Raw genomic sequence first — 22,450 nt, 5'->3', positions numbered from 1 at the left:
TAAGTTTTTACTCTAGGAAGAGTGTTTAAGTGCGAGGAAACGACGATGAATATGCTGAATTTCGATAAAAAAGACATCCAACAACAAGAACGCCCATTTATCGCTGAAGCCGTATTTGCCGTCGAGGCGGTAAGTGCTGAGCAGCAAAGCGAGAAGCAAGTTAAGGCGAAGCAACTACTGGACCGTATGTTCCCACTGGAGAATGGTTCACACCAAGACGTATCAAGCTATGTGATTGATTACCGTCATGTGATGGCCTACTTCAAAGACGGTACACACAGCGGTCTGAAAAGCCCAAAACATTTTGTAGCGTACACTGGTGAGAAAGAAGATCCGAAATCGATCCTATTTAAAGATGAGTCAGGCAGCCACGTGGAAGTGATGTTTGGCTGTCATAAAGGCACGGGGTGTGTGGAGTTGATGGACATTGATGATATTCAACTGGAAACACGTACGACCTTCAGCCCTGAGCTAATTGGTAATGCACCGACCGCAATGCGTCATTGGATCAGCCTAATTAAAGGTGATAAGAAAGGAAAACCGATGGCGTGTAGTGAAGACAAAGAGTACACCGCGAAAAACGGCGACGACTACTTCCTTAGCTACTGCTACAGCATTGATTAATCGTTTAGGAAGCATCATTAATAACGAGCCAGCCCAAGAAAGACAAAACCCCAAGTACATGCTTGGGGTTTTGTCTTTTAAAAGGGACGGTATGAGTAGGTGAGCAAGCTTTACAGCGGCATTACTCGGTTTCGGCCCAGTTGTTTTGCTTCATACAACTGTTTATCAGCCTTATTCACCAAGCTATCCAACGTATCGCCAACTTCATACTCTGCGACACCAAAAGAAGCGGTAATACTTTGCACTTGGCTGCCCGAACGTTTGTCACGGACACGCAGTTTTTCGATCATTCGGCGTAACGTATCGGCGTATTGGCGACCGATGCGCAAAGATTTATTCGGTACGATCAAAGCAAACTCTTCACCACCAAAACGATAAGCGCTGATACCATCACGGCAGCTTTGTTGCAGACGGCGTGCAATGGCTTTAATCACCGTATCGCCAAACAAATGACCGTAGTTGTCGTTAAATGCTTTGAAGTGATCAATATCCAGCATAACCAAGGTCATTGCTTGATTGCTGTCGATCAGCATTTGGAGGTCACTGTCGAAAGCACGGCGGTTATACAGGTTGGAAAGACCATCGAAAAGAGCGTCTTTTTGTACTTCAGCCAATTGGTTTTTTAGACGAGAAATTTCTTCACTAGCCGTCGTTAGTTGGCTATTTAGAAACTGAGTCGAGTGACGAATTTCACGAGATTCCGCGACGAGCTGACGAACCACATTCATCACTTCTTCAATACTCAGGCTATTATCTTCAACCTTTTCGAGCTTGTTAAAGCTTTTGTCCACCATATCAGAGAAGGAGGAGGTATCCGTAATAGTGTCACTCATCGAGCTAGATACTTCCCCCAACAGTACTTCTACGTTGGTTTTGAGTTCTTCTAAACTGGTTTCGGCTTTACTCGCGACGTAGCTGTTGTAGAGCTGCTTGTGCATCGCTGGTGGGCAGACGTCATAATTCTCCAGAACCATATCTAACTCTTGGTTAAGCTCTGGGATGGTTTTGTCTACGTAGGTGTACCACAAGGCGTAGTTTGCTGGTGTCGCTGCTACGTGGTTCTTGATCATTAGTGGTACCGCTTTTTTTAGATTCGCGGTTGATTTTTTAAATTCGTCGGTCATTTCTGCAATGTGGCAAGCAAAATGGAATTAGGTTAAGGGTAACGGATATAAAACAATATCGCTTTATTTTTTGTCATTTTTGCTTGGTTTTCTTAAAAAAAATGAGCAAAAAATCAAATACGTCTATGAATATTAGAGTTTGACTAAATAATTTATAGAATTAATTTTAACAAATTGTTTACCAAGGACTTTTGCGGAACAATTTGTAAACATAACAACTTACTGTCTGATCGTGATGCAGCATTGTGCGTAAGAACTTGTATAAGCAAAAAGACACATGGAACGCTTCTTTTGAATAAAACAATCGGACTGTACTGGTTTACCAACGATTTGAGGATGCATGATAATCCGCTGCTAACCCGAGCCAGCGAGGAAGTCGACGCATTAATATGTGTCTATTGCTATCCGAAACTGTCTCCATTTTTAGCTCACTTCGCACAGGAATCGATGTTTGGGTCGGCCAAGCAGCAATTTTTAGATGAGTCATTACACTGCCTCAATCTGTCCTTGAATGCATTCGATCAGCGCTTACAGGTTGTTGACTTACATCCTTATCAAGCCATCAAACATGCTGTAGAGAAGCTTGGCGTGACACATCTGTATTGTGATGCGTTCCCTGGCTCAGAAGAGCAAGACGTGGTTGATCATATCCGCCAAGAATCAGAGCATTTAACGATTTGTCAGCAGGAAGTGCGCAGCCTACTTACCGTTGAAGACCTGCCGTTTGCCCTTGAAGACTTGCCTGACACTTTTACTAAGTTTCGTAAAAAGGCGGAGAACGTATCGCTGGAGGAACCATTCGCCACAGTAACGGCCTTACCACCAACCCCCTTAGGACTTGCCTTGCCAACCTTACGACTGATTCGCGACGTTAAGCCTTGCCTATTTACCGGTGGCGAGCAAGCAGGGCTTGAGCACGCTCGTCGGTATTTTTCCTCGACATTGGCCAGCGAATATAAGCAGACGCGCAATGGCTTGGATGGTATGGATTACTCGACTAAGTTTTCACCTTGGCTAGCTCATGGCTGCCTTTCGCCAAAAACTATTTATGCCATGCTCAAGCGTTATGAACGTTTGAAGGGAGCAAACGAGTCGACCTACTGGATTTACTTCGAGCTTTTATGGCGGGAGTACTTTTATTGGTATGCCCGTCGACACAAACGACAGCTTTTCCGATTCGGTGGCATCCAAAATCAAGCACCACTCACCAGCTTTTATGCTCATCGTTTTCAGCAATGGAAGAAAGGTGAAACGCCATTTCCTATCGTGAACGCGTGTATGCACCAACTTAATGAAACCGGTTATATGTCGAATCGTGGCAGACAGTTAGTCGCCAGTTGTTTAGTGCATGAACTTGGTCTCGATTGGCGTTATGGCGCAGCGTACTTTGAATCACAATTGGTTGATTACGATGTAGCATCGAACTGGGGAAATTGGCAGTACCTAGCGGGCGTCGGTGCGGATCCGCGTGGTTCACGACAATTCAACCTTGAAAAGCAAACTGAAATGTACGATCCGCACATGGAGTTCATCGATAGGTGGCAAGGCCGTTGTGCTGGTGCGCATTTGGATAGTGTAGACATGGTCGATTGGCCTATCGTAATGGGCAGCAGTGACAAAGCTTCGTCATCGGAGAAACCGTAATGCAATTTGAAACCGTACGATTGATCTTGGGCGATCAACTTAACAGTGAGCACTCTTGGTTTCAGCAACCGGATGAGAAAGTGCTTTACCTGATTGCGGAGCTCAAGCAAGAGAATACTTACGTCACGCACCATATTCAGAAAGTGTGTGCGTTCTTTTCTGCAATGGAACAGTTTGCGAAAGAGCGTCAGAGTAAGGGTCACCAAGTTCTGCACCTCACATTGGATGACACACAATCCTTCGACGATCTTGAGCAAGTCTTGCAACACTACGTGAGCGAAGTTGGTGCAAGTAAGTTTGAATATCAACGCCCCGATGAATACCGTTTACTAGAGCAGTTAGCCAAACTAAAGCTTGATGGGGTCGTGACGCGTTGTGTCGATTCGGAACACTTTTTGTTGCCGTTTGAAGAAATAGAATCGCAGTTTCCTCAAGGCAAACACATCATGATGGAGCACTTTTACCGTCGTATGCGCAAGCGCTTTGACATCTTGATGCAAGACGGAAAGCCCGTCGGCGGAAAATGGAATTACGATGCCAACAACCGTAACAAGCTCAAAGTCAAAGACATCGAACAACTGCCACAACCTTTGATGTTCAGTACCGACGTGCGCGATATTACTGAGCGGTTGGCACGACATGACATCAAAACCATCGGAAATCTCGAAGGAGACTTGTTGTGGCCAATTAATCGCGCGCAAAGCTTGTCTTTACTCGCGCATTTCTGCCAAGTCTGTCTGCCGCTGTTCGGACGTTTTCAAGACGCCATGACAGGTCAGCACGATGCTAAGTGGAGCTTGTATCACAGCCGAATTTCATTCTCGCTGAACAGCAAATTGCTACACCCGAGAGAAGTCATTGATGCATCACTCAAGGCATTTCATTCCAACGCGGACATCGACATTTCTCAAGTCGAAGGGTTTATTCGCCAAATCTTAGGGTGGCGAGAATACATCCGAGGCGTCTACTGGGCGAACATGCCTCATTACCCGAAAAAGAACGAGTTGGGCGCAGAAAGAAAGCTGCCAGACTTCTTTTGGAATGGCGAAACTAAAATGGCCTGTATGCGCAATGCGATTGGTCAGTCTCTCGATTACGCCTACGCACACCACATCCAACGTTTGATGGTCACTGGTAACTTTTGTTTGCTAACCGAGATCGACCCAGATCAAGTTGATGAGTGGTATCTCGGTATCTATGTTGATGCAATTGAGTGGGTAGAAATGCCAAACACTCGTGGCATGGCGTTGTTTGCGGACGGCGGTATTGTTGGTACCAAGCCTTACGCGGCGAGTGGCTCTTACATCAACAAGATGAGCGACTACTGCAAAGGATGCCATTACGACAATAAAGCGCGCAGTGGCGAAGGCTCGTGTCCGTTTAACAGCTTGTATTGGCGTTTTATGAACAAGCACGACAAGCGTCTCGCAACCAATCCACGAATCGGGATGATTTTCCGCTCTTGGGATAACATGGAAGTACAGCAACGCCAAGCGATACTTGATACCGCAGAGCATTACATAGAAAACGTGGAGAACTTGTGATGGAAATACTCATCATCGGTGGTAATGGTGGAATTGGTTTGGCGATGGTGCAAGAAGCCGCAGTTCGGTTCCCTCAAGCGCACGTGCATGCCACTTATCGTAAGCAGCAACCAGATTGGCAACATCCAAATGTCGTTTGGCATCAAGTGGATGTATCGCAAGACGAGCAGGTAAAAGCGTTCAGTGAGCAGATTGAACACGTTGATTGGTTGGTGAACTGCGTTGGTATGTTGCACACCCAAGAGAAAGGGCCTGAGAAGAATCTTAGCTCGCTCGACGCAGACTTTTTTCAGCAAACCATCATGGTTAATACTTTGCCAAGTTTGCTGTTGGCGAAATACTTCACGCCCAAGCTAAAGCGCAGTACTGCACCTAAGTTTGCGACCATTTCGGCTAAAGTTGGCAGTATTAGCGATAACCAGTTAGGTGGTTGGTACAGCTATCGAGCATCGAAAGCCGCATTAAACATGTTCCTCAAAACCATGTCGATCGAATGGCAAAGAATGGTGAAACATGGCACGGTGCTTTCACTTCATCCAGGTACTACGGACACCGCTTTGTCGGCACCTTTTCAAACCAATGTGCCAGAAGGAAAGTTGTTCACGCCAGAGCGAGTTGCTAAGGATTTATTAGGCTTGATAGAAAAAGCATCCCCGCAAGATAGCGGGGCGTTTTGGGCTTATGATGGGACGTTATTGCCTTGGTAAGAGATCGCGTAAAAACGTTGATACAAAGGAAATAACGATCTCCAGATAGGTTCGGAGTGACCTACGTTTTCGTTGATTTATTTCTTCGACAACGCTCAGAACAATAAACGATTTCCTCCCAATTTCGCGCCCACTTCTTTCTCCAAGAAAACGGGCGCTGACAGACCGGACAGACTTTCATGGGAAGGTTGGATTTAAAACCTTTCATCGCGCTGAATGTTCACTCCTAATTTGGTTAAAACAGTTGTCTAGCTACTTATCAAATAGGTACAGGTAATCGCCGTAGCCTAAACTCGCCATCTTATTAACTGGTACAAACTCCATTGCGGCTGAGTTCATGCAGTAACGTAATCCCGTCGGCTTTGGACCATCTTTAAATACATGGCCAATATGCGAATCACCAAACTTACTGCGGATCTCTGTGCGCGGATAAACCAGTTTAAAGTCGGTTTTCTCTACGATGTAGCCGGGGTTAATTGGTCTGGTAAAACTTGGCCACCCTGTGCCGGATTTATACTTATCGGTTGATGAAAACAAAGGCTCGCCGGTGACGATATCAACGTAAATGCCTGCTTCTTTGTTGTCCCAATACTTGTTGTTGAAAGGACGCTCCGTACCTTCTTCTTGTGTCACGTAGTATTGAAGCTCAGTCAATTTCGCTTTGATTTCTTTGTCTGAAGGTTTCTCGTACACCTTCACTTTCGTCACCAACTCTTTTTCGTTGATAAGTTCACGCAGCGTTTTTGGGTTGTCTTTACGGTCTTCACCAAACACTTCGTCGAGGTACTTATCGCGACCTGATGCGTAGCGGTAGTATTTGTACTTCAGGCTACTCTTCTTATAGTAATCCTGATGGTATGACTCCGCAGGGTAGAACTTCTCAAACTCGATCAGCTCTGTTTTCAACGGTTTTGGATAGATCATCGCCTTGTCGATTTCCATCATAAACTGCTCAGCGATCTGCTTTTGCTCCGCATTATGATAGAAGATCGCCGGGCGGTATTGGGGACCACGGTCGACGAATGAGCCCTTGTCGTCAGTCGGGTCGATATGGCGGAAGAAGTAATCCAATACTTGTTCGTAATTCACGACAGCAGGATCGTACTTCACCTCAATCACTTCAATATGGCCGGATTTGCCAGAAGAGACTTGTCGATAAGTTGGGTTTTCTAAATCACCACCTGAGTAACCAGAAACCACGTCTAACACACCCGGTAATTGCTCTAAATCCGATTCGGTACACCAGAAACAACCACCTGCAAGTGTTGCAATGTCAGTTTTACCAGATGCGTTCATCTTATCCATGGTATCGGCAGTACCTGTTTTACTTAACAAGATGAACAGTACAGGGAGTGTGAATGAGAATCCCACCAACAACTTAGATACTTTCTTCATAACTTCCTCAAACGTCATTTTCTCAATGAATCTTACGTAACAGGACAGACTGAAGAGCGAAAAAATTACAGTGAAGATGAAAATTTCTTTGCCCTTTTTTTCAAGGGGGCTACAGTAACGGCATAAAATACACGCTCATCGGAAGACAATCATCGGTGAGGCAGAAGCATTAATGAGGGAAACCATGCAAGCAGAAGTAAAATGGGTCGAAGACTTTAAATTCCTAGGTCAGTCTCAATCTGGTCACTCAGTCGTGATGGATGGTAATGGCGGTGCAACAGCGCCAAGTCCGATGGAAATGGTTCTTATGGCCGCAGGTGGTTGTAGTTCTGTAGACGTTGTTGATGGTCTGAAAACGGCAGGCCAGAAAGTGGCTTCTGTTAACGCGAAGTTAACCACGGAACGTCGTGAAACCGCGCCACGCATCTTTACTCAGGTGAACATTCACTTTGAAGTTTCTGGTGAAGCACTAGACCCAGAAATCGTAGCTAAAGTGGCGGCGGACTCATTGGAAAAATACTGCTCAGTGTGCCTAATGCTAGGTGAAGGTGTTGAGATGACTCACAGCTGGGAAATCGTATAACTCCGACGTGACACAACGACAAAATAGGAAAGAGAAAAGCCCGTGCTTTTCTCTTTTTTTATTCCTCTTTTACGCTAATCTAGCTTGGTCAAAAGTTGTAGGAATGATCCAGTGACCGAATTAGAGAAAATGATGTCGGGCCAAATATTTGATGGTACTGATAAAGAAATCGAAGCAATGCGTTCTAGTGCTACTCATGCGTTGATGGCGTTTAATAACAATACCGATGAATCTCAACGCGATGCGTTGCAAAAGAATCTATTTGGTAAAGTTGGGCGAAGCATTATCCAAGCTCCGCTGCATTGTGAATTTGGTAAGACGATTGAAATCGGCGAAGAGACCTTCATCAATATGAATGTCGTCATGTTGGATGGCGCTAAAATCACCATTGGTAACCACGTTCTTATCGGCCCTAGTGTTCAATTCTATACCGCTTCGCACTCTCTGGATTACCGTAGCCGACTCAAGTGGGAAACCTTTTGTAAGCCAATCACAGTTGAAGATAGCGTCTGGATCGGTGGCAATTCGGTCATCAACCAAGGGGTAACTATTGGTGCTCGCTCAGTCATTGCCGCTAACTCAGTGGTAAACAGCGACGTTCCACCAGATTGTCTATATGGCGGTACGCCTGCCAAATTGATTCGTCGCCTAAACGAGGACGAGTAATCACACATATCCACGGCGCTTATTCTCATAATCAATAAGCGCTCATTTACATATCAATTCCATTAATTTATAAATCTCATGTACTTACATCGAAAGCTATGACGTTTTTAACAATAATGAATTCACCAGAGCGAGTTCAGGAGCTGATATGTCAAATAAGACGGAAGTTGTTATGTGCCCTTCGTGTGGTGTGGAAACGCATCATGTTGTGGTGTTGGTCAGAAAGAAAAGTGCTTTTGAGGGAGATAAGAATCGCAGTAAGAAGGAGTTCATTTCTGGTTTTCTAAAAAGCACAGTCTTTGGTGCTTTCCTTGCGTCTATGGATGACTTCTCTCGTCATCTAATCTGCGAAAACTGCGGTAACAAGATCATTCAAGATTGATCGTCATAGCTCACCCACCAATCAAACAAAAATGAGCTCTAATTTGAGCTCATTTTTTATCGATATCTGTTACTTAAGAATGGAAGATCACCTGCTCGTCTTCCGTCATTACAAGCGTCGCTTTGTTTTGCTCAATAAGCTGCGCGGCATAAGAAGGCGTCACGGCTTGCATCTCGCCTTTTGCCTTAAGAGCCAGAGATTCCCACGCTTGATCACGATATTTACCCGCTTGGGTGTATTGAATCAGTACTTTCATAGCTTCACACTCCGGTGTGGTTGACGTGCTACTTAAGTTAGCGCTCCTATGGTGGTTGCGCACCTGTTAAAAATGAAACATTAGATTAACCAAATGTTCATGTGCGTAGTGTAGCAATATGCACGGACTCTAAGTGTCAGATAATAAATGGCTTTTCTTTAATAAGGCGTTTAGATTTGCACTACATCCCCATTCAGAGGCATTTTTGTACAATGCATGAGATTCAATCCCTCGGCTTATACTGTGCAATATAGTGCTTGAGAGATTTGGTTTCTTCTACAAAGAATTCTTCATCATGCATTCGCATCGCTTGGATTCGATCTAGGCGGAATTGGCGATAATCTTGGCGTAGTTCGCACCATGCGACGAGTGTCCAAACCTTGCCCCAAAAGAACTGGCCTAACGGTTGGATTTTACGTTCGGTCACTTGCCCGCTCTCGTCCTCATAATCCAAGCTGACTTTAAAGTTGTTATCGATGGCATGACGCAGCAATTGTCCGCGTTTCGCGCTTTCTGACTGGATGTGATACTCAGGTACAATCAGTGGGCAGTCTTCCACTTGTTGTTTGAGTTTGTCGGGCAATACGGAAAGGATTTTCGCAGAAGCGGATCGCGAGGCATCGGCGAGCTCGGCATCAGACCAAGCGCGTACCATACGCATACCGAGCTCTAGAGCCATCATCTCTTTTTCGCTAAACATTAATGGCGGTAAATGAGAGCCGGCTTGTAGCATATAACCGACTCCAGCTTCTCCTTGAATGGGAACTCCAGAGTTCAGCAACGACTGAATATCACGATAAATAGTGCGCTCGCTGACTTGCATGGTGTCTGCCAGCTCTTTTGCTGTCACCGCATAACGTTTAGCACGTAACAAAGTCAGTAGTTCAAACAGTCGCTCTGATTTGCTCATGGTGTTCCTATCTCGGTTAGTCTTCTAATTCGCTGCACATCTTCACGCTGTGATGTTTCATCTCAACACTTTCGGGCTCAATCAGGTTCATTAGCGGTTTACAATCTTCGCATTGAGTAAACAGTTTGCTTGCATTCGTTGCGTCTGCCTGTGACCGCCAGTAAATGATATCAGTCCACGTATTACTTGCAGCCTCGTGACTCAATGAGCGGTATAAAAAACCTGGCTGTTGTTTCACGAAGTTTTGTGACTGTTCTGCCGCAGCGATAAAGTCTTGTTCTGTTGCGCCATTGGTCAGACGAAATTGTACAGTTTCAATCACAGTTTCCATGTTTTTTCCTTATTTCTGTGGGTTGGTTAAGTTCGAAATAAGGTTAACGTGATGGAGTGTCAGAACCTGTCAGTAGCGATCCCAATACGGTGTATCAGTGCCAAGCTTTTCGCTGATGAAGTCGATGAACACACGTACTTTCAATGGCATGTGTTTGCGTTCGGGGAATACGGCATAGATGGCATGCTCTGGTAATGCGAACTCTTCCATCAGTGGTTTTAAGTTACCAGCAGCAAAGTCTTTCCCTGCAATAAAAGTCGGTAATTGAGCGATACCAGAACCTCTCAAAAGCAACTGGCGAATCGCTTCGCTGTTGTTGACCACAAAGTTGCCTTTGGGTAGCACTTTATACTCGCTACCGCTGTTGATAAACATCCACTCGACGCCGCCTCGGAAATACGAATAACGCAAACAGTTGTGCGTCACCAAATCGCTTGGTTTGGTTGGTACGCCAAATTCTTCTAGGTATTCGGGAGAGGCGCAAAGTACGCTTTTACACGGAGCAAGGCGTTTAGCAACAAGGTTAGAAGTCGCAAGTTCGCCAATGCGAATCCCCAAGTCAAAGCCTTGTTCGACCAAATCCACCATGGCGTCTTCTAGCTGTAAATCGACCTCAATTTTCGGGTAACGTGCAAGAAATTCGCTGATAAGTGGCGCAACGTGCAAAACACCGAAAGACATCGGTGCAGTGATTTTGAGCCTACCTTGCGGTGAGCCTTGCAACTCGGAAACGGCATCGACACCTTGTTGAGCAAGGTTCACTGCTTGTGAAGCGTACTCGAAGTATCGACGTCCAGCTTCGGTTAAGCTGAGCTTTCTTGTGGTGCGATTAAGCAAGCGAATACCGAGGTCATCTTCGAGTTGATTAATGCGTTTGCTGATCGCCGATTTGGTGAGGTTCAACTGCTTGGCAGCAAGGGAAAAGCTGCCGCATTCGACGACAGCGACAAATACTGGCAGTGACGCAATGGCATTCACGGTGTGCTCCTAGGTTATTGGGGTATCTATTATTAGTTATATTGTTGAGCAAAACGCTACAATCATTTTCCAATTATAGAGATTATCTTAAAGAAGAAAACAATTAGACTATGCGGCAGAAAACGACCTGGATATTGGAAAGAAGAAAATGAAATACGATTGGATCTTGTTTGATGCTGACGAAACCTTGTTTCACTTTGATGCCTTCAAAGGTTTACAGCTGATGTTTTCTCGCAAAGGCGTAGATTTTACCGAGCAAGATTTTGCGCACTACCAAACGGTGAACAAGCCACTTTGGGTGGATTACCAAGATGGTAAAGTGACGGCAGATGAGCTCAAGCACAAACGCTTTACGGAGTGGGCAGAAAAGCTCAACACCACAACGGCGGATCTCAACAGTGCATTCCTAGAAGCGATGGCAGACATCTGTACTTTGTTGCCGGGCGCGAAAGAACTGATGGAAGCGCTACAAGGTAAAGCCAAAATGGGCATCATCACTAATGGTTTTACCGAGCTGCAAGCGATTCGCCTAGAGCGCACAGGTATGAGCGATTACTTCGAACATGTGGTGATTTCTGAGCAAGTTGGTATTGCCAAGCCGGATCTGGGTATTTTTGAATATGCGATGACGCAAATGGGCAACCCATGTAAGACGCGCGTATTGATGGTGGGCGACAACCTGCATTCTGATATCTTGGGTGGCAACAACTTTGGCATTGAAACATGTTGGCTGAACACCACAGGTGCAAGTGTAGATGAGCGTATTTCACCAAGCTACACGGTGGAATCGTTGAACGAGCTTAAGAGCATCCTCGTCGCTTAAGCTTATGTGAACAAACAAACGAAAAAAGCGCTGATTTCTCCGCGCTTTTTGGTTTCTATCGATGCTGTTTTGTATTCATCGACCTTGCTTATTAGCTAGCGTTGTTTTCAGCTAATTCACGTTGTGCCTGTTGCTCTTTCTCACCAAGCTTGAAGTAAACCTTACCGACGATGACTTCTGAAATCAGGATGGTAAACACCACCGCAAAGAAGGCGACGACACCGTTCCAAGGACCACTAAAGTCAACCTTGTCACCGAACATAATGTTAATGGCTTCTAGCATCACGAACTTCGAACCGACCAAGATAATGTAAGTCGAGATACCACGGTAAATCTTAGGTGCCGTACCCGGCTTCGATTTAAAGTACTCTGCAATTTTTTGTTCCGCTTTAATAGACAGCTTCAAAAGCAACTGAAGCAGCAATGCCGCGGCGAAAGAAATCGTAAACGAGTCAATGGTTACGAAATCCCAGTATTCGTCATAGAAGTTCAGAACCGTAAGGTCTACCAATACCGCCAAGGTATAACCAACAAACAGACGTTGTGGAGTGTTGAAACCGTAGACTTTATCCGATGCGCTCATAAGAACCCTCAATCAATAGTGAACAAGTTTGCAAAGCCATGCCTTGCGTCGATGGGTTAACTATATGAGTTCCTCGAATTGAAAACTTGCCATTTTGCGCCATCGTAATCATTGCGATGAATGATTGTTTTGACGGGATATATTGAACATCAATAAGCGTATTGAATTTGAAAACCGTCTACAAACTGACATGCAAACAGCGTTAGAATGGCTTCTAATCCAATAACTAATTTCGAAGAATCAAGCAGTAAGGACTCTCATGGCAGACATCAAGCAGCTCGACAGCAAAGTGGTGTATCAAAACAAATGGATGACGGTACGTGAAGATAAAATCCAACGCCCTAGTGGAGCAGAAGGCATCTACGGTGTGGTCGACAAGCCAGACTGTGCAGCGATTCTGGCGGTCGATAACGGCGTGATTCACTTAGTACAGCAGTTTCGTTACACCGTAGGTCAACGTTGTTGGGAAATCCCACAAGGTGCTTGGGAATCAAATCCAGATGCGGATCATCTTGAGTTAGCAAAAGGTGAGCTTCGAGAAGAAACGGGTATGCAGGCCAATAAGATGGAGTACGTTGGTGCGCAGTTCATCGCTTATGGATTCTTAAACCAGACTTGTCATGTGTATTTCGCGAGTGAGTTAGCCGAAGTGGGCAATCAGCTAGACAGTGAAGAAGAAGACTTGATCACTCGTTCGTTCTCAGTTGAAGCGTTCGAGCGCATGATGATCGATGGTGAAATCAAAGACTGCGTCACTATCGCTGCTTATGGATTAGCGAAATTGAAAGGCTTGGTGTAAGCAATAGGAAGCTTTTAAGTTACTCAGGTGATAGGGTAAAAGGCTCGTGATGAGCCTTTTCGTGATTATTATAGGGATGAATTAGCGCCGCTTTTTGTTGCCTCAGATGCTTATCGCCACAGATGCTGGCTTAATTGCTATTCACCGCCACCATCTCCACCGCCGTCTCCTCCAAAGTCTCCGCCATCAGCATCGAAATCATCCGAATCGGTAGCGGGCTGTTGTTTGTGGCAGTCTTGAATCTCTGCGTAAGTCAGTAAAGCACTGACGCTCACAAGATCCGTCGCTTGGTCAAATAAGGCAAGTGAGACTTCTGATTGAAACTCAGCATGCTCACCTAGCTTTTGGCTTAGGCCCATCGGCACGTAAGCGGCTTGGCTAATCAACATGCCGTATGCGATCAGGGCAAAGGCATCATCTGTCTTGCCATTTTCTTTCAGCGCCCAATCGATCTCTTCCTTCGAGTAATCTGCTTTCTCACCATACTTAAGCGCTAATTTCGGCGTGATATCTTTTGCGACTTCTCGAATTTGGCGGTTTCGTTTCCAATTTCCAAACATAGGAGTTTCCTTTCAATGGGCGATGAATCGTATTGTTATCGCTTCTCTAGTACTTCAATGAGTTCATATCGATATAAGCTAGCGTCGGCAGGCACATTTTCAGGAGTGAACTGCTGGATGCGCTTTATTTGTAAGGTGTACTCATAGCCGGGTTCAAACTCGAAACCGTCTATTTGTTCATAGAAGTAGTTACCATCTACTACCATGCATTTCATCGGAGCCACACCGACACAGTCTACGAGCTCTGGAGCAATGTTAATTGTCATTATGTTCACGGAGTCATCAGACTGATGTTGAGCACAACCAAATAGCGTTGCAGCCATTAACGGTAAGAACACACAGCGTTTTAGATTCATTTGTAGCTCCTCATAGGTTTACCAAATCATCATAGCAAGACTGACAATAAGTGATGGTAACCCCTCGATAAAAAAGATAAACCCAAGCCGAACGTTTTTGCTTGGGTCTGTCTCTAACTGCTATTGATAGAACCTCTCAAATGTTGAGAGGTTCTAGGTTCTAATAGACCGCTTAGAATGGATGATTCGAAAGTTGGTCAGTGGTTTCTAGCATATCCTCAGCCACGTAGCGATGTGTTGCTGTGGTCGGGTGGGTAACATCCCAGAATACAAATTTATCTGAACCAACGGACGCACACTCAGAACGCAGCGAATGTTTGTACAAGTAATCAGCAGCAGACGAGCGGTTGATGTCTTGGCATGCTTCCGTTGCGTTACTGAAGCCATGTTGCTCAGGGTTAGCTGTCAAGCTAGCAAAGAGTGCATGGGTGTCGTGCAACGTAATGTTGAGCCCCTGTGCTGTGTAGTAAGCTGCTTGCGCTTTGATAAATTCGTTCATCTCAAGGATTTTTGCACGGATTGTGTCGATTTCTTCTTGGCTAGAATATTTGAACTGAGGCGCATAGGTCGCGTCAGGTAGGGTCATGAGTAAGAAGTTTCTTGCGCCAGCATCACTTAGTTTTATCAAGGCCTCCGAATAATCTGCTTTTACTTCTGGAACACTGCGGTTGTAGTTCATGAAGTCATTCAAACCAAACTCAAGAGTGAACAGGGTATTGGCAGGGTTGTAGTTTTTCGCCAGCTGCATATAAGCAAGGTAAGAAGAGACTTGTTCTCCAACGCCTGTTAGCGCGATGTATTGATTTTCGCCAGCAGCGCCACCCACCGCCCAGTTGTATAGCGGTAAGTTCTTCGCTTGAGCAATGTATTCTGTCCATACAAACCCGTTAGAGAAATGCCCTAAGAACCAGCTGTTTGGATTCGGGAATCGCCATTGCGATGCGTTAAAGATATTACCGGTATCCGACAAGCTGTCACCCAATGCCACGACCTTGTTGATTTGATCTGGCTGCATTACAGGATCATTACTCCAAATCGAGTGGTTGTATGACCAACGGTTATCGGCAGCGAAGTAGGTAATGTCCGCATTTTCGTTCGCAAGATCGAGTGTTTGTTCACAGCGCTGCTTGATCACGCTTTGTGGTGTATTGGTATAGAACATGTTTTTAAACGAGAGTGCGTTCCACCAATAGCCTTCGATAGTGAAATAACTGCCATCTGGATTTTCTGCCCACTCCCAGTCGGTTTCTGGGTCATCATGTGAATAACTAGTTCGATACCAGCATCGTACGTAGGTGTATGTTTGCTTTTGTTGTGCGCTTCTCACTTCTGAGGCATTTAGCTGGTAAGAAGGCTCTGATGAGTCGGCTGCGTGAGCAAGATTTAATGGTAGTAATAATGCACTAAGTAACGTAATGGTCTTATTCATGATTCACTCTCTTTAATGATAATCGTCATGATTTAGATGAGAATTTATCTCATCAACTCTCCTCATTCTGGGTAAATACGCCATTCAGTCAAATATCTAATTATTCATTTTATCAATTTTGGTACCGCAATCGAATTTCAATAGATTTGGTAAATAGTATAATTTTATAAAAAATAGAATAATTACTCACTAACATTAATTTAACATGCACTTTTTGTGTAATTAAGTAATTGCTTTATAAGTAAAATTGTTAATTTTTAATGTTAACTATAACTGTTGATTAAATGATCCTTTATTAATAATCATATATTTATAAAATGAATTATTTGGATTTTTTAACAGATGCTCTATAGCTGATTAGCTCATGTATAACTCATGGTTATGATTTTTCATGAGCATAAAGTGAATAAAAATCAGCTCAAAAAGGAATAGAGCAAATGCACTACACAACAAATAAACTAAATGGCTTGTTTTCATTGTCTGCCGTTGCAGTTGCGATGACATTTTCGATGTCAGCGCATGCGGCTCCTCTGACGGGGTTCGACGAATCTAACTTGCCGACCAAATACATCGTCAAATTTAAAGAAGATACGTCCAGTCCTTCAGCATTAGGTGGAAACTCTTTCTGGGGGCCACGCATCGCGCAAGAGTCGGTTTTAGATCAGCTCAAGGCGCGTAAAGTGGAAAAACTAGGAAACCGCGCTATCTACAGCGTGGAGATGGAAGACTCCGAGTTAGGGCAATTACGTAACCGTAGTGATGTGGAATACGTGGAGATTGACCCACCGCGTTATCTGTTAAGTGAGACTATCCCATGGGGCTATGAGGCGGTGAACGCTCAGCTTTTGGATGACTCGAGTGCAGGCAACCGCACTGTGTGTATCATCGATTCAGGCTACGACCTCGCACACAACGATCTGAGTGGTAACCGAGTGTCGGGTACAAACGACAGCGGTACAGGCTCTTGGAGTGTTCCGGGGAACAACAACGCTCACGGTACACACGTAGCGGGTACGATTGCCGCGATTGCCAACACAGAGGGCATCAAAGGCGTTATGCCAAACCAAAACGTGAATTTGCACATCGTAAAGGTGTTCAATGAAGCGGGTTGGGGCTACTCATCCAGCTTGGTGAAAGCGGTACAAACTTGTGCTGACAACGGCGCGAACGTCGTCAACATGAGCCTTGGTGGTAGCCAGTCGAGTGTGACGGAGAAAAACGCGTTGCAAACCATTTACGACCAAGGCGTGCTGCTGATTGCTGCTGCGGGTAATAGCGGGAATACTGCGCACAGCTACCCAGCGTCTTACGATTCGGTAATGTCTGTTGCGGCGGTGGATGATAAGCGTGATCACGCGGCGTTCTCTCAAGCGACAGACCAAGTTGAAATCGCAGGTCCGGGTGTAGCAATTCTGTCTACGGTGACAGTTGGCGAAGGTAAGCTTTCAGACATTCGCTTGAACGGTGCTAGCCAGTTCGATCGTGGCATCGTTCCTCACAACCGCTTGATCCAATCGGGCGGCAGTTACGGTCCTGATCCTGTTGTCGGTTCTATTACGGCGACACTAGCAAGCTGTGACGTATCCGGTAGCAGCTTCAGCTGTGGCGATATGTCGGGCAAGATCTGTTTGACCGAGCGTGTGGGCAACCAATCATCTGGTAATTACCCAGAAATCGATGCAGTTCAAGCGTGTTACAACGCAGGTGCGAGTGCAGCGATTGTGTACAGTAACTCTGAGCTACCGGGATTGCAGAATCCTTTCCTTGTCGATCAAAACAACGCGGCGCGTATTGTGTCGGTGACAGTTGATCGTGCTTTTGGTCAGGAGCTATTGGGCTACGTTGGTCAAGACATCACGGTATCGACCACTAAGGGTGAAGACTACGAGTATTACAACGGTACTTCGATGGCGACGCCACACGTAACCGGTGTTGCAGGTTTGGTATGGAGTTACCATCCAACCTGTACCGCAGCTCAAGTACGTAACGCGCTGATCAAGACAGCAACGGACATTGACGTAACAGGTCGTGATAACCGCACTGGTCATGGTCTTGTGAATGCTGAGGCTGCGAAACAATACCTAGACGCTGGCTGTAATGGTCCGGATGGCGGCGGCTCTGGCAACGACAACGTTCTAGAAAACGGTGTAGCGAAAACACAGCTTTCTGGCGGCAGCAAATCAAGCACAGTATTTGTGTTTGACGTCCCTGCGGATGCAACGCAAGCGACATTCAACATGAGTGGTGGCTCTGGTGATGCTGACCTTTACGTGCGCTTTAATGGCACACCAAGCACCAGCACTTACGACTGTCGTTCATGGGCGGGCGGTAATGGCGAAAGCTGTAGCTTGAACGTATCTGGCGCAGGGCAATATGAAGTATTGGTTTACGGCTACAGCGCGTACTCTGGTGTTTCTCTTGTCGCGACGCATAACGGTTCGGGTGATTCATCTGGTGGCGGCTCTACACCTTCTAGCTACACCAACTCGGATGCGGTAGCGATTCCTGATAACAAAGCGTCTGGCGTTGTAAGCTCATTAGATGTGGCTCGCTCTGGCGATGCAGGTTCAGTGACTATCGATTTGGATATCACTCACACCTACATTGGTGATCTTTATGTCACATTAACGTCGCCAGATGGTGGTCAAGTGGTACTGCACGACAACGCGGGCGGCAGTGCGAACGACATTAAAACCAGTTTCCAAGCGGATTTCTCTGGTTTTGAATCACAAGGCACATGGGAACTTAAAGCGGTGGACAATGCCAGAAGAGACACAGGTACCATCAACAGTTGGACTCTGACCTTTCAATAAGGAGTGACTATGAAGAAGTTGACCTTACTTTCTTTGTCTGTGGTAGGCGCTACCGCACTATTGGCAATCGGACTGAGCTCAAGCAGCTTGGCAAACAATCAAGGATTTCCTCTCGTGGATGAACGCCAAGATCAAGCCGAGCAGCAACCTGCACGTTACTTTGTTAAGTATCATGAAGGGAAAGAGAGCGAAGTGAGAGCGCTTCTTCGTCAGCACAACATTGAAGTAGTCGACGCTCTGGTGAAACAGCACGTGTTGGTTGTGGTGGGCGAACAGGCAGAAGTCGATAAACTCGCGGATCACGATACGGTCGAATACACCGAGCAAGAGCCGACAAGAAAGCTGCTATCTAACGGAACCACGCTTCAATAAGCCAAACCTCCTTAAGATAGCGTCAAAAAGAAAAACGCCCCTCACGTGAGGGGCGTTTGTTTTCACTTATTGGTGGAAGATGAAGATTACGGACGTTCACCTGCTGCTAGGCGACGTTCGATATCTGCCACCACTTCAGGGAAGTCAGCGATCGTATCGATGAGGTAGTGCGGCGAGCTCTTGAGCAATTTTGCACGCGCTTTTTCACGAGCAGCATTAAGCGTTGCTTCGTCCGCAGCTTGGTATTCTTCAAACGTTAGACCTGCTTCGTTACCAGAAAGCAGCAAACCAACGGTCCACATACCGGCGTTGTGACCTTCGTCGATGCCTGGGGCTGCGTCATCCACTTTGATACACGCGTTAACGTCCGTTACATTCAGCTCAATCACGTTCTTCAGTGCCATAAATGGTGCTGGGCGACCACCTTGAGGCAGGTCATCCGTTGCTACTACGTAATCCGGTTTGTATCCGTAATCCGCCGCCACTGGAATCAGCACGTCCATCACTTGGCGGGGGTAACCAGAACAAGAACCGATCTTTATGCCTTTGTCTTTCAGATCGTTTACAACTTCAATCGCATTAAGGATTGGCTCTGCGTGGTCTGCCACTTTTGCTTTTTGCAGCGGCATAAATGCTGCGTAGATAGCGTCGATGTCTTCGCTGGTCATTGAGCGACCAAACTTCTCATTCCAGCGCTTATCAACGGCAGGAATACGACCCACAGCTTGAATGTGATCCCACTTACCAAGCCCCATTGGTTCGCGCGCTTCTTCAAGGTCGATTTCAAAATCAAAGCCTTGTTTGAACGCTTCCACAAAGATACTGGTTGGCGCAAAAGAGCCGAAATCGACGATAGTGCCAGCCCAGTCAAAGATCACTGCTTGAATTGGTGAGTTGCTCATGTTCAATCCTTTTTCTTTCTTGCTTGCGAGAGCGCTTGCCTACACGTTTGAACTGCGCTCAGGATAAATTGGTTTTTGTTGAGGTCTATTGACCCTAAAAGTAGTTAAAGTCTTTGCACACTTTGGCGATGGCTTCTTCGAAGATTGCCAACGCTTCTGTTAGTTGTTCGCGAGTAATGATCAGCGGTGGGCTGAGCTGAATCACGTTACCTTGCGATACCTTGAAGCTCACTCCGTTGTTGAGGCATTGGTACAGCACAGCTTCCGCTTCGTCATACGCGCGTGCTTTGCTTTCGTGATCAGTGACCAGTTCAATGCCCCATAACATGCCGATGCCACGAACATCGCCAATCACAGGGTACTTGGCTTTCATCTCTAGCAGCTTTTCACGCATGAACTGGCTGTCGGCTTTGGCTTTATCTAGCAAGCCGTCATGCTCAATGGCTTCCATGGTTGCCAGTGCTGCAGCACAACCGATAGGGCTTTTCTCATGAGTGTAATGACCCATTGAGATTTGCTCGGCAGTGTTGTATTTGTCTTTGGTTACCATGGCTGCAATAGGCACTAAGCCTCCGCCCAAGCCTTTACCGATGCAGAGCATATCTGGCTCGATGTCGTAGACTTGGTAGGTAAACCATTCACCGCTGCGACCCATGCCGTTAGGGATGTCATCGATGATCAGCATGACATTGTGTTTGTCACAGATTTCTCGAATGCGTTTCCAGTAGGCTTTGCTTGGCACTTGTACGTCGGTATTACGAACCGCTTCTGCGATAAATGCGCCCACGCCGCCTTCTTTCTCAATCACGTATTCAAGGTAGTCGGCGTAATGCACGTCGCTGCCGTCCGCAACTGGGAAAGCGCCACGGTAAGATACGGCTGGTGGAATGCGCTCAACACCTGCCATTAAGGGTCCCATGCCTTGGCGGAAACACGCTTCGCCACCTACTGAGATGGCATCCAACGATGCACCGTGGAAGGAATCCCACAGAGACACCACCTTGTAGTTGCCCGTGATGTGGCGTGCTAATTTAAGAGCCATACCAACCGCAGATGTGCCACCCGGAGCAAACAGCACGCGGTTCAATTCGCCGCCACAGATTTGGGTGAGTTTTTCGGCACATTCAATCGCAGTTTCATTGGTAAAACGACGTGGTGAAAACGGCAGTTTGGCAATTTGCTCTTGCACACGTTTAATCACATGCGGATTACCGTAGCCTAGCTGATGGACGTTATTGCCATGGAAGTCCACGTACTTTTTGCCCGTAGCATCTTGGATGTAGATGCCTTCTGCTGCTTCCAAGGTATCTAAGCAAGGCGTCGACATGGCTTGATGAAGAAAGACTTCCGAATCACGCTTCAATAATGCTTGCGTGCGTTCGTCGTCCATCGATGCATTCCAAGCTTGGCGCGCTGGTGTCGTGTTGACATCACCTTCGCTGCGGAAATGGGTCGGTTTGATATTCTGAGTCATAACGCTCTCTCAATCAGAAGGCTGCTTTACGCAACTTGCCAATACATTGCTTTTTCAATCGCACCGATTAAGCGCTCGATATCTGCTGGGTAAACTTCACCAATGTTGCCGATACGGAAGCAATCTGCGTTCGATACCTTACCCGGATAAATCACGAAGCCCTGCTCTTTCAAACGTGTGTAGAACGCTTTGAATTGGTAATCACTGTGCGCCGGAGAATAGAAAGAAGTGATGATTGGCGAGTGAAGGTCATCACTCAGTAGTGGCTCAAACCCCAAAGAGCGCATACCTGCAACCAGTGTTTTCTGGTTAGTTTGGTAACGGTGATGACGAGCCTCAATGCCGCCTTCTTGTTCCAGTTCTAACAATGCTTGATAGAAAGCGCGAACCGTGTGCGTTGGAGACGTAAAACGCCATTTGCCGTGGTTCACTTCCATGCAATGCCATTGGTCGTAAAGATCAAGGCTCAAAGAACGCGCCTGACCTTGGCACTTTTCTAGCTCAGTTTGTTTCGCAATCACAAAGCCAAAACCCGGCACGCCTTGAATACATTTGTTTGCAGAGCTGATCATAAAATCGATGCCTAGCTCTGCGATATCGATAGGAATGCCACCAAAGCTCGACATGGCATCGAGAATCACGACTTTACCGTGTGCTTTTGCCGCAGAAGCAAATGCCTCAATTGGGTTGAGCATGCCAGTGGTTGTCTCGCAATGAACAATCGCCACGTGTGTGATAGCAGGATCCGATGCCAATGCAGTTTCCACCTCGTTCAAGTGTGGCTGTGATGTTTCGCCTGGGGAAACTACATGGCATGGAATATTTAGGTAATCAGCGATCTGAGCGATACGCGCACCGTAAGCACCGTTGTCGACAACCAGCAGCTTTCCACCTTTGCCAATGGCGCTGCCAATCGTTGCTTCCACTGATGCGGTGCCGCTACCTTGCATTAGTACGCTGGTGTAGCCGTCTTGCTCCGTCGCCAGTTTTACAAGCTTAGTGCGGATCACTTCTACAATGTCTTTGTTGTATTCATCATCCCAAGTACACCAGTCTTTAAGCATGGCTTCACGTACCGTTTCAGAAGTAGATAGAGGACCTGGAGTCAGTAGTAGGTATTCGTTTTTCATCTCGATTTCCATCAGAATAGGCTAATTGGTCTACACCAAATTTCGAGTTCACTCTAGCGAGGAAG

At 46.2% G+C, this 22,450-nt stretch carries 25 protein-coding genes; 11 read left to right on the top strand and 14 right to left on the bottom strand.

Features of this window, described 5'->3' with window-relative positions:
- Positions 1-45 precede the first annotated feature (45 nt).
- Positions 46-624: a malate synthase gene (locus KIO97_RS11415; protein WP_005432536.1), complete on the top strand. Its 579-nt coding sequence runs from the start codon at positions 46-48 to the stop codon at positions 622-624.
- A 110-nt stretch (positions 625-734) separates the two neighbouring features.
- Here KIO97_RS11415 and KIO97_RS11410 read toward each other — a convergent pair whose 3' ends face one another.
- Positions 735-1,748 (bottom strand): GGDEF domain-containing protein, encoded by a 1,014-nt coding sequence (locus KIO97_RS11410; RefSeq protein WP_045374990.1) that lies wholly within the window; start codon positions 1,746-1,748, stop codon positions 735-737.
- Positions 1,749-2,039: 291 nt separating this feature from the next.
- Between KIO97_RS11410 and KIO97_RS11405 the strand changes: the two genes are divergently transcribed.
- Genes KIO97_RS11405 through KIO97_RS11395 form a run of 3 tightly spaced genes read left to right on the top strand, consistent with a single transcriptional unit; the run spans position 2,040 to position 5,643 of the window.
- On the top strand, positions 2,040-3,392 hold the full coding sequence (locus KIO97_RS11405) for a DASH family cryptochrome (protein ID WP_285382546.1): 1,353 nt from the start codon (positions 2,040-2,042) through the stop codon (positions 3,390-3,392).
- Positions 3,392-4,936, top strand: coding sequence for a cryptochrome/photolyase family protein (locus KIO97_RS11400; protein WP_285382544.1), 1,545 nt, complete (start codon positions 3,392-3,394; stop codon positions 4,934-4,936). Before KIO97_RS11405 ends, KIO97_RS11400 begins: the two co-directional genes overlap by 1 nt.
- Complete coding sequence (locus tag KIO97_RS11395; RefSeq protein WP_285382542.1) at positions 4,936-5,643, top strand: SDR family oxidoreductase; 708 nt, start codon at positions 4,936-4,938, stop codon at positions 5,641-5,643. The genes KIO97_RS11400 and KIO97_RS11395 overlap by 1 nt, the downstream gene beginning before the upstream one ends.
- 61 nt (positions 5,644-5,704) lie before the next feature.
- Here KIO97_RS11395 and KIO97_RS11390 read toward each other — a convergent pair whose 3' ends face one another.
- Both KIO97_RS11390 and msrB read right to left on the bottom strand, forming a co-directional pair.
- Positions 5,705-5,851: a DUF2256 domain-containing protein gene (locus KIO97_RS11390; RefSeq protein WP_005374142.1), complete on the bottom strand. Its 147-nt coding sequence runs from the start codon at positions 5,849-5,851 to the stop codon at positions 5,705-5,707.
- A gap of 44 nt (positions 5,852-5,895) precedes the next feature.
- Entirely contained in the window at positions 5,896-7,038 is a 1,143-nt protein-coding gene (gene msrB / locus KIO97_RS11385) for a peptide-methionine (R)-S-oxide reductase MsrB (RefSeq protein WP_027726693.1), read from the bottom strand.
- Positions 7,039-7,222: 184 nt separating this feature from the next.
- Between msrB and KIO97_RS11380 the strand changes: the two genes are divergently transcribed.
- The 3 genes from KIO97_RS11380 (at position 7,223) to KIO97_RS11370 (ending at position 8,669) form a co-directional block, all read left to right on the top strand.
- Entirely contained in the window at positions 7,223-7,621 is a 399-nt protein-coding gene (locus KIO97_RS11380) for an OsmC family protein (RefSeq protein ID WP_005530136.1), read from the top strand.
- Positions 7,622-7,732: 111 nt separating this feature from the next.
- The gene (locus KIO97_RS11375) at positions 7,733-8,287 is read left to right on the top strand and encodes a sugar O-acetyltransferase (protein ID WP_005432520.1); all 555 of its coding nucleotides are present in this window, start codon (positions 7,733-7,735) and stop codon (positions 8,285-8,287) included.
- A 148-nt stretch (positions 8,288-8,435) separates the two neighbouring features.
- Positions 8,436-8,669, top strand: coding sequence for a hypothetical protein (locus KIO97_RS11370; RefSeq protein WP_038868564.1), 234 nt, complete (start codon positions 8,436-8,438; stop codon positions 8,667-8,669).
- Between the two features lie 73 nt (positions 8,670-8,742).
- Here KIO97_RS11370 and KIO97_RS11365 read toward each other — a convergent pair whose 3' ends face one another.
- The 4 genes from KIO97_RS11365 to KIO97_RS11350 all read right to left on the bottom strand — a co-directional run bounded on the left by KIO97_RS11365 (position 8,743) and on the right by KIO97_RS11350 (position 11,144).
- Entirely contained in the window at positions 8,743-8,925 is a 183-nt protein-coding gene (locus KIO97_RS11365) for a hypothetical protein (protein ID WP_005432518.1), read from the bottom strand.
- 223 nt (positions 8,926-9,148) lie between these two features.
- Positions 9,149-9,835, bottom strand: a complete 687-nt coding sequence (locus tag KIO97_RS11360) for a YafY family protein (protein WP_005432517.1) — start codon at positions 9,833-9,835, stop codon at positions 9,149-9,151.
- Positions 9,836-9,851: 16 nt separating this feature from the next.
- On the bottom strand, positions 9,852-10,166 hold the full coding sequence (locus tag KIO97_RS11355) for an antibiotic biosynthesis monooxygenase (protein ID WP_010645364.1): 315 nt from the start codon (positions 10,164-10,166) through the stop codon (positions 9,852-9,854).
- 69 nt (positions 10,167-10,235) lie between these two features.
- The gene (locus KIO97_RS11350; RefSeq protein WP_038890623.1) at positions 10,236-11,144 is read right to left on the bottom strand and encodes a LysR family transcriptional regulator; all 909 of its coding nucleotides are present in this window, start codon (positions 11,142-11,144) and stop codon (positions 10,236-10,238) included.
- A 148-nt stretch (positions 11,145-11,292) separates the two neighbouring features.
- Here KIO97_RS11350 and yjjG point away from each other — a divergent pair, with 148 nt between their 5' ends.
- Complete coding sequence (yjjG, locus tag KIO97_RS11345; RefSeq protein WP_285382537.1) at positions 11,293-11,967, top strand: pyrimidine 5'-nucleotidase; 675 nt, start codon at positions 11,293-11,295, stop codon at positions 11,965-11,967.
- Positions 11,968-12,058: 91 nt separating this feature from the next.
- Here yjjG and KIO97_RS11340 read toward each other — a convergent pair whose 3' ends face one another.
- Entirely contained in the window at positions 12,059-12,550 is a 492-nt protein-coding gene (locus KIO97_RS11340; RefSeq protein WP_285382536.1) for a hypothetical protein, read from the bottom strand.
- Between the two features lie 259 nt (positions 12,551-12,809).
- Between KIO97_RS11340 and KIO97_RS11335 the strand changes: the two genes are divergently transcribed.
- The gene (locus KIO97_RS11335) at positions 12,810-13,349 is read left to right on the top strand and encodes an NUDIX hydrolase (RefSeq protein WP_050905783.1); all 540 of its coding nucleotides are present in this window, start codon (positions 12,810-12,812) and stop codon (positions 13,347-13,349) included.
- 137 nt (positions 13,350-13,486) lie between these two features.
- Here KIO97_RS11335 and KIO97_RS11330 read toward each other — a convergent pair whose 3' ends face one another.
- The 3 genes from KIO97_RS11330 to KIO97_RS11320 form a co-directional block, all read right to left on the bottom strand.
- Positions 13,487-13,909 (bottom strand): hypothetical protein, encoded by a 423-nt coding sequence (locus tag KIO97_RS11330; RefSeq protein WP_285382534.1) that lies wholly within the window; start codon positions 13,907-13,909, stop codon positions 13,487-13,489.
- A gap of 35 nt (positions 13,910-13,944) precedes the next feature.
- Positions 13,945-14,265, bottom strand: coding sequence for a DUF4377 domain-containing protein (locus KIO97_RS11325; RefSeq protein ID WP_045396683.1), 321 nt, complete (start codon positions 14,263-14,265; stop codon positions 13,945-13,947).
- 172 nt (positions 14,266-14,437) lie between these two features.
- Entirely contained in the window at positions 14,438-15,694 is a 1,257-nt protein-coding gene (locus KIO97_RS11320; protein ID WP_045375937.1) for an SGNH/GDSL hydrolase family protein, read from the bottom strand.
- Between the two features lie 437 nt (positions 15,695-16,131).
- On the opposite strand from KIO97_RS11320, the gene KIO97_RS11315 reads away from it, so the two are divergent.
- Positions 16,132-18,507: a S8 family serine peptidase gene (locus KIO97_RS11315; protein WP_285382532.1), complete on the top strand. Its 2,376-nt coding sequence runs from the start codon at positions 16,132-16,134 to the stop codon at positions 18,505-18,507.
- Positions 18,508-18,516: 9 nt separating this feature from the next.
- Positions 18,517-18,879 (top strand): ATPase, encoded by a 363-nt coding sequence (locus tag KIO97_RS11310; protein ID WP_285382530.1) that lies wholly within the window; start codon positions 18,517-18,519, stop codon positions 18,877-18,879.
- Between the two features lie 86 nt (positions 18,880-18,965).
- Here the strand turns inward: KIO97_RS11310 and phnX are convergent, their stop codons facing one another.
- The 3 genes from phnX to phnW form a co-directional block, all read right to left on the bottom strand.
- On the bottom strand, positions 18,966-19,781 hold the full coding sequence (gene phnX, locus KIO97_RS11305; RefSeq protein ID WP_213966666.1) for a phosphonoacetaldehyde hydrolase: 816 nt from the start codon (positions 19,779-19,781) through the stop codon (positions 18,966-18,968).
- A gap of 94 nt (positions 19,782-19,875) precedes the next feature.
- Complete coding sequence (locus KIO97_RS11300; RefSeq protein ID WP_285382527.1) at positions 19,876-21,255, bottom strand: aspartate aminotransferase family protein; 1,380 nt, start codon at positions 21,253-21,255, stop codon at positions 19,876-19,878.
- 26 nt (positions 21,256-21,281) lie between these two features.
- On the bottom strand, positions 21,282-22,385 hold the full coding sequence (gene phnW / locus KIO97_RS11295) for a 2-aminoethylphosphonate--pyruvate transaminase (protein WP_285382525.1): 1,104 nt from the start codon (positions 22,383-22,385) through the stop codon (positions 21,282-21,284).
- Positions 22,386-22,450: the final 65 nt, after the last annotated feature.

It is taken from the genome of Vibrio sp. B181a, assembly GCF_030248375.1.
Lineage (GTDB): Bacteria > Pseudomonadota > Gammaproteobacteria > Enterobacterales > Vibrionaceae > Vibrio > Vibrio campbellii.
Note: the sequence above shows the minus strand (reverse complement) of the source record. Positions and strands in the feature narration are given on the sequence as shown.

What these genes read in the sequence shown, in the direction of transcription:
- KIO97_RS11360 (WP_005432517.1), bottom strand. Translation starts at nt 9,835, where the DNA reads ATGAGCAAATCAGAGCGACTGTTTGAACTACTGACTTTGTTACGTGCT.
- yjjG (WP_285382537.1), top strand. Translation starts at nt 11,293, where the DNA reads ATGAAATACGATTGGATCTTGTTTGATGCTGACGAAACCTTGTTTCAC.
- KIO97_RS11315 (WP_285382532.1), top strand. Translation starts at nt 16,132, where the DNA reads ATGCACTACACAACAAATAAACTAAATGGCTTGTTTTCATTGTCTGCC.
- KIO97_RS11340 (WP_285382536.1), bottom strand. Translation starts at nt 12,550, where the DNA reads ATGAGCGCATCGGATAAAGTCTACGGTTTCAACACTCCACAACGTCTG.
- KIO97_RS11335 (WP_050905783.1), top strand. Translation starts at nt 12,810, where the DNA reads ATGGCAGACATCAAGCAGCTCGACAGCAAAGTGGTGTATCAAAACAAA.
- phnX (WP_213966666.1), bottom strand. Translation starts at nt 19,781, where the DNA reads ATGAGCAACTCACCAATTCAAGCAGTGATCTTTGACTGGGCTGGCACT.
- KIO97_RS11370 (WP_038868564.1), top strand. Translation starts at nt 8,436, where the DNA reads ATGTCAAATAAGACGGAAGTTGTTATGTGCCCTTCGTGTGGTGTGGAA.
- KIO97_RS11410 (WP_045374990.1), bottom strand. Translation starts at nt 1,748, where the DNA reads ATGACCGACGAATTTAAAAAATCAACCGCGAATCTAAAAAAAGCGGTA.
- msrB (WP_027726693.1), bottom strand. Translation starts at nt 7,038, where the DNA reads ATGAAGAAAGTATCTAAGTTGTTGGTGGGATTCTCATTCACACTCCCT.
- KIO97_RS11325 (WP_045396683.1), bottom strand. Translation starts at nt 14,265, where the DNA reads ATGAATCTAAAACGCTGTGTGTTCTTACCGTTAATGGCTGCAACGCTA.
- KIO97_RS11300 (WP_285382527.1), bottom strand. Translation starts at nt 21,255, where the DNA reads ATGACTCAGAATATCAAACCGACCCATTTCCGCAGCGAAGGTGATGTC.
- KIO97_RS11390 (WP_005374142.1), bottom strand. Translation starts at nt 5,851, where the DNA reads ATGAAAGGTTTTAAATCCAACCTTCCCATGAAAGTCTGTCCGGTCTGT.
- KIO97_RS11395 (WP_285382542.1), top strand. Translation starts at nt 4,936, where the DNA reads ATGGAAATACTCATCATCGGTGGTAATGGTGGAATTGGTTTGGCGATG.
- KIO97_RS11400 (WP_285382544.1), top strand. Translation starts at nt 3,392, where the DNA reads ATGCAATTTGAAACCGTACGATTGATCTTGGGCGATCAACTTAACAGT.
- KIO97_RS11415 (WP_005432536.1), top strand. Translation starts at nt 46, where the DNA reads ATGAATATGCTGAATTTCGATAAAAAAGACATCCAACAACAAGAACGC.
- KIO97_RS11310 (WP_285382530.1), top strand. Translation starts at nt 18,517, where the DNA reads ATGAAGAAGTTGACCTTACTTTCTTTGTCTGTGGTAGGCGCTACCGCA.
- KIO97_RS11380 (WP_005530136.1), top strand. Translation starts at nt 7,223, where the DNA reads ATGCAAGCAGAAGTAAAATGGGTCGAAGACTTTAAATTCCTAGGTCAG.
- KIO97_RS11330 (WP_285382534.1), bottom strand. Translation starts at nt 13,909, where the DNA reads ATGTTTGGAAATTGGAAACGAAACCGCCAAATTCGAGAAGTCGCAAAA.
- KIO97_RS11365 (WP_005432518.1), bottom strand. Translation starts at nt 8,925, where the DNA reads ATGAAAGTACTGATTCAATACACCCAAGCGGGTAAATATCGTGATCAA.
- phnW (WP_285382525.1), bottom strand. Translation starts at nt 22,385, where the DNA reads ATGAAAAACGAATACCTACTACTGACTCCAGGTCCTCTATCTACTTCT.
- KIO97_RS11355 (WP_010645364.1), bottom strand. Translation starts at nt 10,166, where the DNA reads ATGGAAACTGTGATTGAAACTGTACAATTTCGTCTGACCAATGGCGCA.
- KIO97_RS11320 (WP_045375937.1), bottom strand. Translation starts at nt 15,694, where the DNA reads ATGAATAAGACCATTACGTTACTTAGTGCATTATTACTACCATTAAAT.